This window comes from Ruminococcus sp. 5_1_39BFAA, assembly GCF_964240875.1.
Lineage (GTDB): Bacteria > Bacillota > Clostridia > Lachnospirales > Lachnospiraceae > Blautia_A.
Window position 1 is genome coordinate 41,809 of record NZ_CAXSVO010000001.1, and the last position, 15,829, is coordinate 57,637.

The 15,829-nt window shown below is 46.2% G+C and carries 14 protein-coding genes; 7 read left to right on the forward strand and 7 right to left on the reverse strand.

Annotation, left to right across the window (positions count from 1 at the left end; genetic code table 11):
• Positions 1 to 121: 121 nt before the first annotated feature.
• Together ACESZH_RS00220 and mobQ are read left to right on the forward strand one after the other, a co-directional pair.
• Entirely contained in the window at positions 122 to 343 is a 222-nt protein-coding gene (locus ACESZH_RS00220; protein ID WP_373215969.1) for a DUF3847 domain-containing protein, read from the forward strand.
• A 427-nt stretch (positions 344 to 770) separates the two neighbouring features.
• Positions 771 to 2,474: a MobQ family relaxase gene (mobQ, locus tag ACESZH_RS00225; RefSeq protein WP_373215970.1), complete on the forward strand. Its 1,704-nt coding sequence runs from the start codon at positions 771 to 773 to the stop codon at positions 2,472 to 2,474.
• A gap of 61 nt (positions 2,475 to 2,535) precedes the next feature.
• Here mobQ and ACESZH_RS00230 read toward each other — a convergent pair whose 3' ends face one another.
• From ACESZH_RS00230 to ACESZH_RS00250, 5 genes are all read right to left on the reverse strand, one after another.
• A complete protein-coding gene (locus ACESZH_RS00230; RefSeq protein WP_373215972.1) occupies positions 2,536 to 2,907 on the reverse strand; it encodes a TnpV protein in 372 nt (123 codons plus the stop codon).
• Between the two features lie 35 nt (positions 2,908 to 2,942).
• Complete coding sequence (rlmD, locus tag ACESZH_RS00235; protein WP_373215974.1) at positions 2,943 to 4,577, reverse strand: 23S rRNA (uracil(1939)-C(5))-methyltransferase RlmD; 1,635 nt, start codon at positions 4,575 to 4,577, stop codon at positions 2,943 to 2,945.
• Between the two features lie 126 nt (positions 4,578 to 4,703).
• The gene (locus ACESZH_RS00240; protein WP_373215975.1) at positions 4,704 to 4,934 is read right to left on the reverse strand and encodes a hypothetical protein; all 231 of its coding nucleotides are present in this window, start codon (positions 4,932 to 4,934) and stop codon (positions 4,704 to 4,706) included.
• 160 nt (positions 4,935 to 5,094) lie between these two features.
• Entirely contained in the window at positions 5,095 to 7,326 is a 2,232-nt protein-coding gene (pcrA, locus tag ACESZH_RS00245; RefSeq protein ID WP_373215976.1) for a DNA helicase PcrA, read from the reverse strand.
• 297 nt (positions 7,327 to 7,623) lie between these two features.
• Positions 7,624 to 9,813 carry an alpha-galactosidase gene (locus ACESZH_RS00250; protein WP_373215978.1) on the reverse strand — a complete coding sequence of 730 codons (2,190 nt, stop codon included), beginning with the start codon at positions 9,811 to 9,813 and terminating at the stop codon, positions 7,624 to 7,626.
• 405 nt (positions 9,814 to 10,218) lie between these two features.
• On the opposite strand from ACESZH_RS00250, the gene ACESZH_RS00255 reads away from it, so the two are divergent.
• Together ACESZH_RS00255 and ACESZH_RS00260 are read left to right on the forward strand one after the other, a co-directional pair.
• Entirely contained in the window at positions 10,219 to 11,025 is an 807-nt protein-coding gene (locus ACESZH_RS00255; protein ID WP_373215980.1) for an AraC family transcriptional regulator, read from the forward strand.
• A gap of 90 nt (positions 11,026 to 11,115) precedes the next feature.
• Entirely contained in the window at positions 11,116 to 11,745 is a 630-nt protein-coding gene (locus tag ACESZH_RS00260) for a DUF1836 domain-containing protein (protein WP_373215981.1), read from the forward strand.
• 26 nt (positions 11,746 to 11,771) lie between these two features.
• On the opposite strand, the gene ACESZH_RS00265 is transcribed toward ACESZH_RS00260, so the two are convergent.
• On the reverse strand, positions 11,772 to 12,092 hold the full coding sequence (locus ACESZH_RS00265; RefSeq protein WP_373215983.1) for a YerC/YecD family TrpR-related protein: 321 nt from the start codon (positions 12,090 to 12,092) through the stop codon (positions 11,772 to 11,774).
• 197 nt (positions 12,093 to 12,289) lie between these two features.
• On the opposite strand from ACESZH_RS00265, the gene ACESZH_RS00270 reads away from it, so the two are divergent.
• From ACESZH_RS00270 to ACESZH_RS00280, 3 genes are read left to right on the forward strand one after another with little or no spacing between them, the layout of a single operon-like run.
• The gene (locus tag ACESZH_RS00270; RefSeq protein ID WP_373215985.1) at positions 12,290 to 12,979 is read left to right on the forward strand and encodes a YesL family protein; all 690 of its coding nucleotides are present in this window, start codon (positions 12,290 to 12,292) and stop codon (positions 12,977 to 12,979) included.
• 2 nt (positions 12,980 to 12,981) lie between these two features.
• Positions 12,982 to 13,902, forward strand: a complete 921-nt coding sequence (locus ACESZH_RS00275) for a TIGR01212 family radical SAM protein (RefSeq protein WP_373216132.1) — start codon at positions 12,982 to 12,984, stop codon at positions 13,900 to 13,902.
• Positions 13,903 to 13,926: 24 nt separating this feature from the next.
• Positions 13,927 to 14,439 carry a DUF4364 family protein gene (locus tag ACESZH_RS00280; RefSeq protein ID WP_373215986.1) on the forward strand — a complete coding sequence of 171 codons (513 nt, stop codon included), beginning with the start codon at positions 13,927 to 13,929 and terminating at the stop codon, positions 14,437 to 14,439.
• Between the two features lie 15 nt (positions 14,440 to 14,454).
• Here ACESZH_RS00280 and ACESZH_RS00285 read toward each other — a convergent pair whose 3' ends face one another.
• Positions 14,455 to 15,780, reverse strand: a complete 1,326-nt coding sequence (locus tag ACESZH_RS00285; protein ID WP_373215988.1) for a replication-associated recombination protein A — start codon at positions 15,778 to 15,780, stop codon at positions 14,455 to 14,457.
• Positions 15,781 to 15,829: the final 49 nt, after the last annotated feature.

The window sequence follows — 15,829 nt, forward strand, 5'->3', positions numbered from 1 at the left end:
AATCTGCCTTTCCAGACATGGGAGAAAGTATCACTGCCACTGACTATTCAAAACAGTACCAATTTAAAGAATTGTAAGACCAAAAAGCCCGGATACGGGCATAGAAAAGGAGGCGCCAGATATGGCAGATAAAAAAACAATGACATCCGAAGAAAAAGCATTTTTACAGGCAAAACACCGGCAGGAGGAAGCCGAAGCAAGGAACCGCAGGAAAGAACGTAACGCCAGAACGCACCGATTGATCCAGGAAGGAGCAATTCTGGAAAGCGTTGCTCCACATATCCGGGAAATGGATTTGGATCTCCTGAAGCGGGAACTAATGATCCGGCTACGAGGGCTTTAAATAAAGATATTTTACTCCCGAAGGGCGCACTTACTCACCACCTCGTCGTCGCAAAGTCCGCTTACCTTCGTTTCCGCTATTGGCGAAAACTACGGACACTCCCTTGCTCCTCCTCTCCCCACAAAGCAAGCTTTGCGGGGACCCCTTAGGCGGTAGTATCCTTCCCGTTGGTCAGGCACGTGCGCTCTGCCGAGGGCTATCCGCTGTTGCAGGCAACACCGGCTATGCAGCCATTAACAATCGGATACCCAACGATTGTATGTGCTTCGGACTTTTCCGAAACACTCCGGCAAAGAAAACTTTTACCGGATATGGCTGCGTGAAAAAACCTGCCCCCGGCAGCTTTTATTCAGTTTTGGATAAAACAAAAAAAATCCATTAAAACCCACTTCAGATAATGCCCATCACAGAAAGGAGGTACATGCCTATGGCAATTTACCACATGGAAGCCAAGGTCATCAGCCGTGGATCCGGGCGGTCTGCGGTTGCGGCTTCTGCCTATATGAGCTGCAGCCGGATGTACAATGATTACGACGGAATCCAGCACGACTATACCCGGAAACATGGTCTAGTCTATCAGGAAGTGATGCTTCCGCCGATGGCTCTGGCTGAATGGAAAGACAGGGAACAGCTCTGGAATGCCGTGGAAGATGCAGAGAAAACAAAAGACAGCCGGCTGGCAAGAGAATTCGTTGTTGCCCTCCCTATAGAATTGGACACTGACAGCAATATCTCTCTTCTTCAGGATTTTATTCAAAAGAACTTTATAGATATGGGGATGTGTGCTGATTTTGCCATCCACGATACCGATGGACATAATCCCCATGCACACATTCTCCTGACTGTCCGGTCTCTGAACGAAGACGGTACATGGCAGTACAAAACAGAAAAAGAATACCTCTGCATAAAGAACGGAGAAGAAAAAGGATTTACTGCTTCTGAATTTAGAGAAGCACAAAAAGAAGGCTGGGAAAAACAATACCGCTACAAGGCAGAAAAAAAGAAAATCTATCTGACTCCATCCGCAGCACAGAAAAAAGGCTATGAACGTGTTGACAAGCATCCGAAAAGTACCCGGTATGGCAGGCAAAATCCTATTTCCGAAAAGTGGAACAGTGATGAACAGCTCTGCCTCTGGAGAGCAAACTGGGCAGATACCGTCAATCGAGAGTTAGAATGCCGTCAGATTGATACACGGATTGACCATCGTAGTTTTTCCGATCAGGGCATTACTGAACAGCCGACAATCCACGAAGGCTATATTGCAAGAGATATGGAAAAGAAAGGCATGATTTCTGACCGATGCGAACTGAATCGACAAATCCGTTCAGATAACCGTCTGCTTGGAGAATTGAAAAATCAGGTCGCAAAACTGACAAAATCTATCAAAGAGAGCATCCCTGCAATCGCCGAAGCACTGGAAAATATCCGTGGTGCCATGATCATCTTCCAATACCAGATGCTCCATAACGAAATGCAGACTGCTTCCACTAAAGAGTGGATAAAAATGACAAAACCCGTGATAGAAAAATGCAAAGCCATCAAACAGGAGATCCACAAAAAGCAGGAAGAACGGAAAATATTGAAAACCCAAAAGCAGAAACTTAGCATCATAAATCCTTTACAGCATTATCAGCTGAACCAGCAGATTACCACATTAACTGAGGAGATCGAAGAACTCAAGTCAAAAAAGAATTTCCTTATGGGAGAAATCTACTGCCATAATGACACAGAAATGAAAAATGCAGAATCTACTCTAAAGAAACAGTCCGCCTTTCTGGAAAAACTGGCTACACAACGTCAGTCACTGAATGAACAACTGGGAAAAAACCTCAAAAAATTCATAAACCTGAAATTTTCTGTAGCCTCTGAAAAATCCGAAGAATTACTTGATGCTAGAATATCTTTCCGTGACATTGTCCGTGATCGGATTGTTTCCAGACTGCGTGACGTTTATGGAAAGAAATTTGAGTACGATAGATTGAACGATGCCTCTGATTACATTGATGGCTTTATACAGGAAGATCCCTATCTTTTCCGGGAACGTGCCCGGCAGAAAGCCTGGGAACAGGATCGAATGCATCATCAATCTCGTAAACCACAAAAGAAACATCGAGATTTTGAACTTTAAAAATGTAAAATACAAAAGCTGAACAAGCCAGTAAATATCTGTACCTGTTCAGCTTCTTTTGTTATCTGTAAATCAATTCAGTCAACACAACCTCTTCCGCAACATTCCGGATATTATTTACTGCTCCAACCCACGCCATCTGGTCACGAGCTTTTAACTCTTCTGTAATTCCTTTCTTATCCATCATCTGTTGCACCAGAGCTTCCATTCGTTCCTGTGCCTCATCATCCACCTTGTTCAGATGTGCCGTCAGTCTGTCTTCCAGCATATACAGTGAATAGATTGCCGGACGATGCTCTTTCAGATATGTTCTTCGCAGCATTCCATATTTCCCGTAATACGGTTCTTCATCTGTACTGACAACATCCGGATAATATATTCCGTCTGCTCCCAATGTGTAGGTTCCACCCATCTTTTCAAATGTGCTTTTCATGTGCTATTCCTCCTTGAAATTGGCGATGCCTTATCTTAGATCATCGCAAAATATTTCAGGGCAGCTCGGATAGCATCCTCCTTCTCTTTCGGACACTCTGGAACTTTAGAATTTTCCGATTTCGGAAGATTATAATTTTCTCCCACTTCGATTCCACATTTCCTTTTGATTTGAGAAATATATAAATTTGAAACCTTCAAGCCAAATTCTTTCAGCACATAATCTTTGATTTCCTGATAGGTCGCTTTCGTCTCTGCACTGGTTGCATCCAACTCATCCAGATCCAAGTCGATCTCTATCGTGTCATCTGGCTTTTGTTGGGACAAAAGAACAACCGTCTCAACATGCACCGTAGAGCAGAACTGGTCAACACTACATGTCCTCATAATCTCGTAACCCGCCTCCAGAAAGGCCGGAAGGTCACGGGCGAGGCTGGTGGGTTTGCAGGAGATGTAGACAATGTTGTCCACTTCATAGGACAGTATCTTGGGCAATGCCTTGGGATGGATACCATCGCGGGGCGGGTCGAGAACAATGACGTCCGGTTTTTCCGTCAGGTCATCCAGCACCTTCAGGACATCCCCGGCGATGAAACGACAGTTGGAAAGGCCATTGAGGGCTGCATTTTCCCGTGCCGCTTCCACGGCCTCCTCCACGATTTCCACGCCGATAACCTCCTTTGCCACTGGTGCCAGAAGCTGGGCTATGGTACCTGTACCGCTGTAGAGGTCAAACACTTCTTTGTCCTTTGTGTCGCCGATGTAGTCCCGGACAACCGAATAAAGCACCTCCGCAGCCAGGGAATTGGGCTGGAAAAAGGAAAAGGTGCTAATTTTAAAACGCAGTCCCAACAGCGTTTCATAGAAATAATCCTGACCATAGAGCAGGCGTGTCTCATCACTCTGTACCACATCGGAAAGGGAATCGTTAATAATATGAAGAATTCCTACGATTTTTCCCTCCAAAGGAAGGGCAAGAAGAGCGGATACCAGGGGTTCGAAATCATAATCCTCCTGGCTGGTGGTAATAATATGGATCAGGTTTTCCCCAGTAGTCACACCGCGGCGCAAAAGCAGATGGCGTAAGTATCCGGTATGCTGCATTTTTTTATAATAAGAAGCTCCGCGCTCTTTGAAAAAGTCCAGCACACAGGTAAGAATTTTGTTCATATCAGAATGTACAAGTCTGCAGTCATCCGCAGTGAGCACATCGTAAGTGCTCCCTTTTTTATGCAGTCCAAGGGAAAGTGGACCATCCTTATATTCGTCCCCAAAGGAAAATTCCATTTTATTGCGATAGCCGAATTCTATCGGGCTGCCATGAATCCCTTCCCAGTGGATATCCGTATCCACAGCCTGCTCCAGCAGCTCCCGAACCTGGCGCTCCTTCATTTTCAACTGGTCTTCATAGGCCATAGTCTGGTACATGCAGCCTCCGCAGGCCGGAAAAATGTTGCAGACCGGCTCCCTTGTCTCCAGGGGAGATTTTTCCAGAACCTCCAGGAGACGGCCTTCCGCCCTTCCGGAGCGTTTCTTGTTTATCATGAAGCGGACCTTCTGACCGGGAATACCATTTTTTACGATCACCTTCTGCCCATCCACCTCTACGATTCCTTTATTGGGAAAATCTATTTTTTCAATGATACCTTCGTAAATTTCACCTTTTTTCATAATGCCCTCTCTAAAAAAATAGCTCCGGTCCATGCCGGAGCTACTTTATATTTACATACTCATTAAGGAACGGGAGTGACTCATGTCGATCCCAACGAAGCCTCTCTGCCCCGCGAAGCAATTTCCTTACTCTTCTTCATCCTCAAAATAGTCATCGAAATCATCATCAAAGTCTTCTTCAAAATCTTCCAGATAATCCGGAGCAAAGAAGCGGTAAACTGCGAAAGCGATTCCTGCCACTGCAGCTACTGCACCGATGATGGCCAGTACCCAGAGGACTGTATTTTTCTGCTTTTCTTCTTCTTTTTTCTTTAATGCTGATAATAATTCCTCGATTTTATCCATTTTGATATTCATAATGATACCATCCTCTCTTTTATCTGGCCCGACTGACACGAACCGAAATTTCTAGCTTATACCACAACCTCGCAATGCAACGCTCAAGAGCCTGCAACTCATGGTATTTGTGGATATTATACCACCTTCCGCTGTATTTTACCATAACCTATATAAAATTTTATATCTTTTTAAGTTTTGCGAAGCTTGCGAACATTTTTTTCACGCCGACTTTATCAAAGTCTACTGTGACCTCGTAATCTCTGCCGCCTTCCACGATGTTTTTTACCATTCCCACTCCGAATTTCACATGGCGCACGGTGTCGCCTACATCATATTCCAGGGAATCCGCCTTTGTTACCTTAAATTCTCTGGGCTTAAAGTTCCGGCTCTGCATGATTTCCTTCATATGGGAATATTTGCTTTTTGCTGGTATGATGTCATCCACTTTGGGCCTTTTCTCCTGGATGGTGTGTCCCAGGTCTACCAGCTCCCGGGGGACTTCCCTGACAAAACGTGATACTCTATTATATTGCGTTTCTCCCCGGGTCATGCGCTGCTGGGCGCAGGTCAGGGTAAGCTCCTTCATGGCTCTGGTGATTCCCACGTAACAAAGTCTCCGCTCCTCCTCCAGCTCCGAGGGATCGCCGCAGGTAACCGTCATATAACTTGGAAAAATCCCATCCTCCATCCCTGTCATAAATACCCGTGAAAATTCCAGTCCTTTTGCACTGTGCAGGGTCATCAACAGCACATAATCCTGCTGGGAATCCACTGTATCAATATCTGCAACCAGCGCAACCTCCTCTAAAAATCCTGAAAGGCTTGCCGGCTGGTTCTGCTCCTCCATGGCCTCCTGATAGGAGACCGTCTTGGAGATCAGCTCATCGATATTTTCAATTCTTGCCCTGGACTCCTCCGTGTCTTCGGCCTCAAGCTCTGCCACATAGCCAGTGGAGTCGATCACCTCCTGCAGCAGCTCCTCCACCGTCAGCGCATCTGCCTTACTCTTCAACGCCTGGATAAAGGTGACAAAACCATCGATTTTCGATTTCGCACGTCCAATACCCGGTACCTCCTCAGCAACCCGAAGCGCTTCGTATAGGCTTACTCCCATATTATCCGCATAGTCCTGCACCCGGCCTAAAGTCGTAGCACCGATCCCTCTTTTTGGGACATTGATGATCCTCTGCACTGCCAGGTCATCTCTGGCATTGTCTATGGTTTTCAAATAGCACAGCAGATCCTTGATCTCCTTGCGGGCATAAAAGTTTACGCCGCCTACGATTTTATAGGGGATATTTGCCGCAATAAATTTTTCTTCAAAGATACGGGACTGGGCGTTCGTTCTGTACAGGATAGCGCAATCCTTGTATTGGCAAAGCCCTTCTCTGCGGGCCTTGGCGATTTCCCCGGCCACATATTCCGCTTCCTCGAAACCATTTAAAAACTGACGGAAATGTACCTTTTCCCCTTCTTCGTTTTCAGTCCAGAGCGTTTTTTCCTTACGCTCCGTATTATTTGCGATCACGCCGTTGGCAGCGTCCAGAATATTCCGGGTGGAGCGGTAATTCTGTTCCAGACGGATGACCCGTGCGTTTGGGAAAACCCGCTCAAAGCCCAGGATATTTCCAATGTTTGCCCCACGGAATTTATATATGGACTGATCGTCGTCACCTACTACACAGAGATTTTCATACCGGGATGCAAGAAGGCTGATGAACTTAAACTGTGCCGTATTGGTGTCCTGATATTCATCCACCATTATGTATTTAAACCGTTCCTGGTAATATTCCAGTACAGCGCCGCAATTCTGGAAAAGCTCTACTGTTTTTACGATCAGGTCGTCGAAATCCAGAGCGTTGTTTTTCCGAAGGGTGGCCTGGTATTCCCGGTAAACGGCAGCCACCTTTTTCATATTATAATCTCCGCCGGCATTCATTTCCATCTCATCCGGAGTGATCAGCTCGTCCTTTGCATGGGAAATCTGCGCCAGCAGGGCACGCTCTTTATAGACCTTTGTGTCTATGTTCAGCTTCCGGCAGACTTCCTTCATAATGCTTTTCTGGTCATCTGTGTCATAGATGGCAAAATTGTTGTCATAGCCCAGATTGTCAATGTGGCGCCTCAGAATCCGCACACAGGCAGAGTGGAAGGTGGAAACCCAGATGCTCTCGGAGCCGAAGCCTACAAGCCTGTTCACTCTCTCACGCATCTCCTGTGCCGCCTTGTTCGTAAAGGTAATGGCCAGAATGTTCCAGGGATTCACGCCTTTTTCGTCCAGCAGATATGCAATCCGGTGGGTCAAAACCCTGGTCTTTCCGGAACCTGCACCAGCCAGGATCAAAAGCGGCCCCTCTGTATAAAGGACAGCCTCCTGCTGCGGCGGATTTAATGTATCGTATATACTCATCTTTAATCTCCTGCTTATTTTAAGTTGATCGGGCTTTCCCTTGGCTCAGCCCTTTCCGAACATTATAACATAACAGCTCCCATTCCCACAACCCGAAACCTGCCGAAAATCCAATCATACGTTCGAAAAAAGTTACTGTCCGCTGGAATACTCCTCCTGCGGCGGGTTGCTGAGTGTCAGTGGCACTCGTTTAGCAACGACCAAAGCGGAGCGCAGACCGCATTAGCGACATAATTCCTATGAAACCAAAAAAACTGCGGGACATTTCATCCCGCAGCAAACAGCCTGGCTATTTTCTTATCTTTTTACAAAATGGAACTGGAAACTCTCGTACTCAACCGTTGGCTTTGGCATAGGAAATCCTGCATACATCAGTGCAGCTCCCAAATAGCTCTTTCCATTCATCTCGTAATATGCCTCCGGTGTAAGACCGCGGAGCTTGATCGTCTCCTGCGCCATATTTGGGTAGGTATGGTTTGCCACTACGCTCACAAGTGCCTCACTGCCGTCAGTAGCCGCAGACTCCCACGCATGGTAGCAGCTATTGTCAAACGGGCTGGTAAGACGGTAATAGTCGCCGTGCTGAATCAGCTCATAATATTTCTTGAAGTTTTCAATCTGCCCGCGGATCTCCTCCTTCTCTTCCTGGGAAATCTTTGCGGGATCCAGCTCATAACCGAAGGTGCCGGACATGGCAACTGTGGCTCTTGTTCCGATCGGGGTAATTCTTCCTGTCTGATGGTTCGGACACGCAGATACATGTGCTCCCATGGTGCTCACCGGATAGCAGAATGAAGTACCGTACTGGATTTTCAGACGCTCAATGGCATCTGTGTCATCACTGCACCAGATCTGAGGTGTATAATAAAGCATTCCGGCGTCAAACCGTCCGCCTCCGCCGCTGCAGCCCTCAATAAGCATATCCGGGTATCTCTGATTCAGGCGCTCCAAAATGTCATACAGTCCCAATACATAGCGGTGCAGAACCTCTCCCTGACGTGCTGCCGGAAGGCTTGCGCTGTAAACATCGCAAATACTTCTGTTGAAATCCCACTTCAGATATTCAATGTGAGCGCTGTCCAGAACCTTGCACATCTGGTCATAAATATAGTTTCTCACTTCTTCTCTGGAAAAATCCAGTACAAGCTGATACCGTCCGCGCATGGGGGATTTTCCCGGAACCTGGAATGCCCAGTCCGGATGCTCTTTGTAAAGGTCGCTGTCCTCGGAAATACATTCCGGCTCAAACCACAGTCCGAACTTCAGCCCCATCCCATTGATCTTTTCGGAAAGCTCTCCTAGGGTACAGCCCAGCTTTTTCTCGTTTACGTACCAGTCTCCAAGACCGCTGCAGTCATCATCTCTTTTTCCGAACCAGCCGTCATCCAGAACGAATAGTTCAACACCCATATCGGCTGCTTCGGACGCCATCTGCAGAAGCTTTTCCCCGGTAAAGGTAAAGTAGGTCCCCTCCCAGTTGTTCAAAAGAACCGGACGGCGGGCATTTTTAAATTTTCCTCTGCAAATATTGTTACGTACAGCCTTATGATAAGCATGGGTCATTTCCTCAAAGCCCTGACTGCTGTAAACCATAGCTGCTTCCGGGCTCCAGAATTCTTCGCCCGGTTTTAACAAGTAATGGAAGTTATCCGGGTGAATTCCCATCACAAGGCGGGTCTGTTTCACCTGGTCATGATCTGCTTCTGCCAGAAAGTCTCCGCTGTAAAGGAAGGAAATGCCGTAGCATTCACCGCTTTTCTCGCCAGCCCCCTGCTCTGCCAGGATTACAAAGGGATTGTAGTGATGGCTTGATGCGCCTCTTGTACTTCCCACAGACTGGACACCGTGGTGGACTGCTGTGCGGGAAAACAGACGTTCCATCTCATGTCTCCCGTAAAATGTAACAAGATCATAGGCTCCGTACATGAAATCCAGACAGGTGCTCATAACTCTTTCCAGATAGATCTCTTCGCCAGAGCGGTTTTCTACGCGCACTGCACGTGTGATAACATCCAGATCCTCCAGTACGCCGTAATAGAGATGCACGTAGAGGTCACTTGCTGTATCCTTCAAGGTCACGATCAGGGTGTCCGCCTGATTACCTTCCTCGGCATAAACGGCTGGAAGTCCGGGGATGTTGTATTTTCCTTCTTTAATCTCGTAACCTGCGAAGCGAAGCTCCAGCGCGCTGGCACCGTTGGCACGGCAGATCTGCAGCGCGCTTCTGCGGAAGTCGCCTGCGCCGTAAGATGGATATTCCTGTGGAAGGGTTTCCAGTGAATACCATCTTTCATTTCCCGCCTCATATGGACTTCCCGCAAAGCTGTGTTCTCTTTCACATAATAGGTAGGAATAATCCATATGCTCTGTTTTTTTACCATAATACGTGTGAAGCAGCACGCCGTAGTTGTCTGCTTTCATCTGATAAAGGGAATTCCTGGTGTATAGGCTGAACAGAGATTCTTTTTCATTAAAAATAATAGACATAATGTGATTCCTCCTGTTTTGTATTTTACGAAACGATTGATAGCATGATTTTATCATTCCCGCTCGTTTGGGTAAATATAAAGATACTTTTATTTTATACCATAATGCCTTTTTTCACGGATAATGTTGAAGTGGGGACGCATTTTGGTATATAATGGGGCGAGGGGGCAATCTCGGAGAGCGAAGGCCGAATGCCCCCTCGCGCTCCCCCTGTTGGCCCGCTTGTTTGACGGGAAGCTTTTGCCTCGCAAGCGAAGACGTTATTTGGTCGTGTTAAAGGAAATTGGGTTCGGGCGAAGTCGGACACCTTGGGGTGTATGATATTGGATGGATTTGTATATTTAGCAGAAAGTGAGATATTTTATGTCGGATTTTCTATATAATATTCTTTCGGATGAACGGTTTATGGATTTGAATATATATCAATATGGGTATGAGAAGTGTCAGCCGCTTCACTCGTATGGGCCTTTTATACGGAATAATTATCTGTTTCATTATGTTCTTTCGGGTAGAGGGACGCTTCGTGTGGAAAATGCGGATTATAGTTGTTCGGAGTATAAGATTGGTGCAAATTCTGGGTTTCTTATTGAGCCGGGACAGATTACTACTTATTTTGCAGACAGAAGTGCTCCCTGGGAATATTGCTGGATTGAATTTGCGGGGCTTCGTGCAAGGGAAATTCTGGAAAGTGCAGGGCTTTCTGCATCTAATCCTGTGTTTTTTCCGCAGTCTGAGGAGTATGCAGAAAAGGTGGGACAGGAAATGCTTTATTTGACCTCGCACTCCCATGAATCCTCCCTGCATCTTATGGGGCACGTCTATCTGGTTATGGATGCTCTTGTGCAGGGCTCCAGCAGAAAACGGAAGATTCAGGACGGAAAGCTTTCCAAATTTTATACACGGGAAGCAGTGGCTTTTATCGAGCAGAACTATGCCCAGCCCATTACTGTGGAGGATATGGCGGCAAGGTGTAATCTGGAGCGGAGTTACTTTGGTAAGATTTTTAAAGAAACTATGGGACAGTCGCCTCAGAGCTTTCTCATCCGGTATCGTATGTCTAAGGCGGCGCAGCTTCTGACTACCACTGATTTTTCTATCTGTGATGTGGGTGTCCAGACGGGGTATCCCAACCAGCTTCATTTTTCCAGGGCATTCAAGAATGTATACGGCATTTCTCCGCGCGAATACCGTCAAAAAAACAAATTGGTTTAAAAAAACATTTACAAGTAGTATTTAAAACTATATAATATAACTTGCAGATGAAAATTTTCTTTCTCACAACAAAATGTACGAGGTGATAAAATGACTATCGACGAGAAGGATTTAATTAACAGTATTTTGAAAGGTATTTCCCAGATTGATTATATAAAGCCAGGCGATCTGCCTAATATTGATCTGTATATGGATCAGGTGACCACATTTATGGATGAACAGCTTTCCTCTACTAAGCGTTATCCGGATGACAAAATCCTGACTAAGACCATGATCAACAATTATGCAAAGAATAATCTTCTTCCTTCCCCGGAAAAAAAGCGCTATTCCAAAGAGCATCTTCTTGTTCTGATCTTTATTTATTATTTTAAAAATATCCTTTCCATAAGCGATATCCAGACGCTTCTCGGACCCATTACGGACAAATACTTTAAGGGTGCGCCGGAAAAGGACATGACTTATATTTATAATGAAGTTTTCGGAATGGAAAAGAGACAGATAGAGCTTTTGACAAAGAATCTCCTCCGCGACTACAATGCTGCCAGAGCCACCTTTGACGACGCTCCGGAGGAAGACAGGGATTTCCTGAAGAATTTTTCTTTTATCTGTCTGCTGAGCTTTGATGTGTATATGAAAAAGGTACTGATTGAAAAGATGATCGATTCCATGACTCCTGAGCAGCCGCCTAAGAAAGGAAAGAAAGCTCCTAAAGAAAAATGACAGGCAGCCTTTTGGCTGCCTGCTTTTTACTTTTCATCTATAGATTTACCGTTTTCTTCTTTTTCTTTCATTCTGGCAAAGACCATCTCATAACCGTCATTTCCGTAATTTAAAGAACGGTTGACTCTGCTGATCGTTGCGGTGGATGCCCCTGTTTTTTCTGAAATATCCAGATATGTCCGTTTGTCCATCAGCATCTTTGCAACCTCAAAGCGCTGGGATAGGGAAAGAAGCTCATTGATGGTACACACATCTTCGAAAAATGTGTAGCATTCCTCCTTATCCTTCAGACACAGAATCGCCTCAAAAAGATGGTCGACAGCCTCAGTTCTGATGTTTTTGCTCATATTTATACTCCTTTGAATGATATTCAAGTTCACCTCTGACGATTACCGCCCAATATCAGTATTTTAACACGCTAATTCGCGATAATCAAGCAATTTTTGGCAGATTTTATAAAAAGACATAATTGTTATTTGCTTTTTTACCATATATTCGTTATACTATTCTTTATCAAATACCCGCTTGAAAAGGAGTTGTTTAAATGGAACGTTTTTTTAACATGGATAATAAGTTTTTCAGTTTCATGAGCAGAGTTGCGGATCTGGTGATCCTGAACCTGCTGTGTGTGGTTTGCTGCCTTCCCATTATCACGGCAGGCGCATCTATCACCGCCATGTTTTATGTCACTCTGAAAATGGCCCGGGATGAGGAATCCTATATCCTGAGAAGCTTTTTTAAATCCTTTAAGGAGAATTTCAAACAGGCAACGATCATCAACATCATCATGCTTCTGGCTGCGGTCATGCTGTACATTGATCTCACCATCTCAAGAAACATAGAAGGTACTCTGGGAACTGTCATGGTGTTTGTTTTCATGGTGATCCTTCTTCTGTATTTGATGCTGTTTACTTACATTTATCCGGTGCTGGCGAAATTTTATAATACCATCAGAAATACCTTTACTAATGCCTTTCTGATGTCCATCCGCCATTTGCCTTATACGTTTTTAATGATCGTGATCAGTGTTCTGCCGCTGGCAGTTTTCTTCATTCCCAACGCCCAGATCCAGTCCACGATCATAATGCTGCTTGTGCTGCTTGGTTTCTCCACGGTTGCCTATATCAACTCCCGCTTCCTGGTGAAAATTTTTGACAATTACATCCCCAAGGAAGAGGATGAGGAGCAGGAAACTGCCGGTGAGCTGCCAGATTCCGGAAGCTCCTCTTTATGAAAATGACATCCTGGAACGGAAAGCCTTATCACTCTCTTGACTACATGCTGCGGGAGCGTTTTGGAGAAAAGGTTTATAAGGTCACCTTAAACGGCGGGATGTCCTGCCCCAATCGGGACGGTAAGCTTGGTCACAGAGGCTGCATTTTCTGCAGCGAGGGAGGAAGCGGGGATTTTGCCGCAGATGCTTCCCTTTCCGTCACAGAACAGATCAATGAACAGATTGCCATTGTAAGCGCAAAACGGCCTATCGAGAGGTATATCGCTTATTTTCAGGCATATACTAATACATATGCACCTGTGGCATATCTGGAAAAAATCTTTTCAGAGGCACTTTCTCATCCAAAGATTGCCGCTTTATCCATCGGGACAAGGCCGGATTGCCTGGATGATGAGGTGATAGAGCTTCTGGAACGGCTGAACCGTCTAAAGCCAGTGTGGGTAGAGCTTGGACTTCAGACCATCCATGAAGCGACTGCCCGGTATATCCGCAGAGGCTATCCACTGGGCTGTTTTGAGGATGCCTTAAGCCGTCTCAGGGCGGCTGGCCTGGAAGTGATCGTCCACACCATCCTGGGATTGCCCGGTGAAACCAGAGAGGATATCCTGGAAACCATGGATTATCTCAGCTCACGGGATATCCAGGGAATCAAACTGCAGCTTCTCCATGTTCTGGAAGGAACCGATCTGGCTGAGGATTACAGAGCCGGAAAATTCCGGGTCCTGGAACGGGACGAGTATATTGACCTTGTCGCAGACTGCCTGGAGCACCTGAAACCTTCCATTGTCATTCACCGTGTCACCGGGGACGGACCCAAAGATCTGCTCATCGCTCCGCTGTGGGCAAGCCGGAAGAGAGAGGTTCTGAACTGTCTTCACCACCGCATGAAGGAACGGGGCAGCTTCCAGGGAAAAGCTACTTAATGTGCCACGAACAGGAGGTACAAAATGGCAACACCATTTACGGTTTACAAACTTATTGTTTTATATATGCTTCAAAATTCCCGGGAATCCCTTACCAATTCCCAGATTTCCGAGTTTATTCTGGAGCACGAGTACACCAATTATTTTCATCTTCAGCAGGCTGTCTCAGAACTTGTGGAATCCGAGTTGGTAGAGAAGCAGACGATTTCCAATTCTTCCTACTATAGGCTGACTGAGGATGGAAAAAATACATTGTCCTATTTTGAAAACCAGTTATCTGAGGATATTAAAAAAGAGGTTCGGGAATATCTGAAAAAAAACGGCTGTGAAACGCCCACACAGATCCTTATGCCTGCAGACTATTATATTAACACCCAGGGCGGGTATGCAGTCCGCTGCCAGCTCATTGAACGGAATACGTCCCTGATCGATCTGAACATTGCCGCGCCGAATCTGGAAGCAGCAAAGGCCATGTGCCGCCGCTGGCCCGACAAATGCCAGGATATTTTCGGAAAAATAATGGAGGAGCTTTTGTAAGCTCCTCTCTGCGGTTCAGCTATTTTCTTCTCCTTTGATGCGTTTCATATGCTCCTTCAGCTTCTTCTCATATCCCATATCACTCAGCTCATAAAACTTCGTACCAAGAATCTCCGTTGGAAGATACTGCTGCTCCACATAATGATTTGGGTAATTGTGGGCATATTTATATCCGATTCCATGACCCAGCTTTTCATGCCCGCCGTAATGCGCATCCTGAAGGTGCGCAGGCACGGTGGTCTTTGTCCGTTTCACGGAATCCATGGCTGCTGCGATCGCATTCACCGCAGCATTGCTCTTTGGCGCACACGCCATATAGGAGGCAGCCTGTGAGAGAATGATCTGGGATTCCGGCATTCCCACCCGCTCTACTGCCTGTGCGGCTGCCACGGCCACGCAAATAGCCTGGGGATCTGCATTTCCGATGTCCTCGGACGCCAGGATCATAATTCGCCTTGCAATAAATTTCACGTCTTCCCCTGCATAAAGCATTTTTGCCAGATAGTAGACGGCAGCGTCGGGGTCTGAACCGCGCATACTTTTAATAAACGCAGAGATGATATCGTAATGATTGTCCCCATTTTTGTCATAGCGCACCACACGCTTCTGGATGCACTCCGATGCCACATCAAGGGTAATATGTATTTTTCCGTCCGGGCTTCTGGGCGTGGTGAGCACGCCCAACTCCACCGCATTTAATGCGCTCCTGGCATCCCCTCCCGCCATATCCGCAAGAAACTCCAGGGCATCCTCGTCAATCTCCGCGTGGTAGCTTCCCATACCCTTTTCGCAATCCTGTACGGCTCTCAGGATCAGCGTCTTTATTTCCGGAATTTCCAGAGATTTCAGCTCAAATACAATAGATCGGGATAAAAGCGCCCCGTTTACCTCAAAGTAAGGATTTTCTGTCGTCGCCCCGATGAGGATAATGGTTCCATCCTCCACAAAAGGGAGCAGATAGTCCTGCTGCCCTTTGTTAAAACGGTGGATCTCATCTATGAAAAGGATCGTCTTTTTTCCGTACATGCCCAGATCATTCTGAGCCTGCTTCACAACCTCTTCCATGTCTTTTTTTCCGGCTACCGTGGCATTTATCTGGGTAAATCCCGCGCTTGTGGTGTTTGCGATCACCTTTGCCAGAGTGGTCTTGCCTGTTCCGGGAGGACCGTAAAAAATAACAGAGGTCAGCTTATCTGCCTGTATCGCACGGTAAAGCAGCTTATCCTTACCCACAATGTGCTGCTGCCCCACCACCTCGTCAAGAGAAGATGGCCGAAGCCTGGAAGCCAGCGGCGACTCTTTTTCCATTGTCTTTGCTTTTGCATATTCAAATAAATCCATAAAGGCAGTCTCCAATCGTACATTTGTTCTTTATTATAAAACATTCCCC

What these genes read in the sequence shown, in the direction of transcription:
- ACESZH_RS00220 (WP_373215969.1), top strand. Translation starts at nt 122, where the DNA reads ATGGCAGATAAAAAAACAATGACATCCGAAGAAAAAGCATTTTTACAG.
- ACESZH_RS00280 (WP_373215986.1), top strand. Translation starts at nt 13,927, where the DNA reads ATGGCAACACCATTTACGGTTTACAAACTTATTGTTTTATATATGCTT.
- ACESZH_RS00285 (WP_373215988.1), bottom strand. Translation starts at nt 15,780, where the DNA reads ATGGATTTATTTGAATATGCAAAAGCAAAGACAATGGAAAAAGAGTCG.
- ACESZH_RS00275 (WP_373216132.1), top strand. Translation starts at nt 12,982, where the DNA reads ATGACATCCTGGAACGGAAAGCCTTATCACTCTCTTGACTACATGCTG.
- mobQ (WP_373215970.1), top strand. Translation starts at nt 771, where the DNA reads ATGGCAATTTACCACATGGAAGCCAAGGTCATCAGCCGTGGATCCGGG.
- rlmD (WP_373215974.1), bottom strand. Translation starts at nt 4,577, where the DNA reads ATGAAAAAAGGTGAAATTTACGAAGGTATCATTGAAAAAATAGATTTT.
- ACESZH_RS00270 (WP_373215985.1), top strand. Translation starts at nt 12,290, where the DNA reads ATGGAACGTTTTTTTAACATGGATAATAAGTTTTTCAGTTTCATGAGC.
- ACESZH_RS00250 (WP_373215978.1), bottom strand. Translation starts at nt 9,813, where the DNA reads ATGTCTATTATTTTTAATGAAAAAGAATCTCTGTTCAGCCTATACACC.
- ACESZH_RS00230 (WP_373215972.1), bottom strand. Translation starts at nt 2,907, where the DNA reads ATGAAAAGCACATTTGAAAAGATGGGTGGAACCTACACATTGGGAGCA.
- ACESZH_RS00255 (WP_373215980.1), top strand. Translation starts at nt 10,219, where the DNA reads ATGGATTTGAATATATATCAATATGGGTATGAGAAGTGTCAGCCGCTT.
- ACESZH_RS00240 (WP_373215975.1), bottom strand. Translation starts at nt 4,934, where the DNA reads ATGAATATCAAAATGGATAAAATCGAGGAATTATTATCAGCATTAAAG.
- ACESZH_RS00260 (WP_373215981.1), top strand. Translation starts at nt 11,116, where the DNA reads ATGACTATCGACGAGAAGGATTTAATTAACAGTATTTTGAAAGGTATT.
- pcrA (WP_373215976.1), bottom strand. Translation starts at nt 7,326, where the DNA reads ATGAGTATATACGATACATTAAATCCGCCGCAGCAGGAGGCTGTCCTT.
- ACESZH_RS00265 (WP_373215983.1), bottom strand. Translation starts at nt 12,092, where the DNA reads ATGAGCAAAAACATCAGAACTGAGGCTGTCGACCATCTTTTTGAGGCG.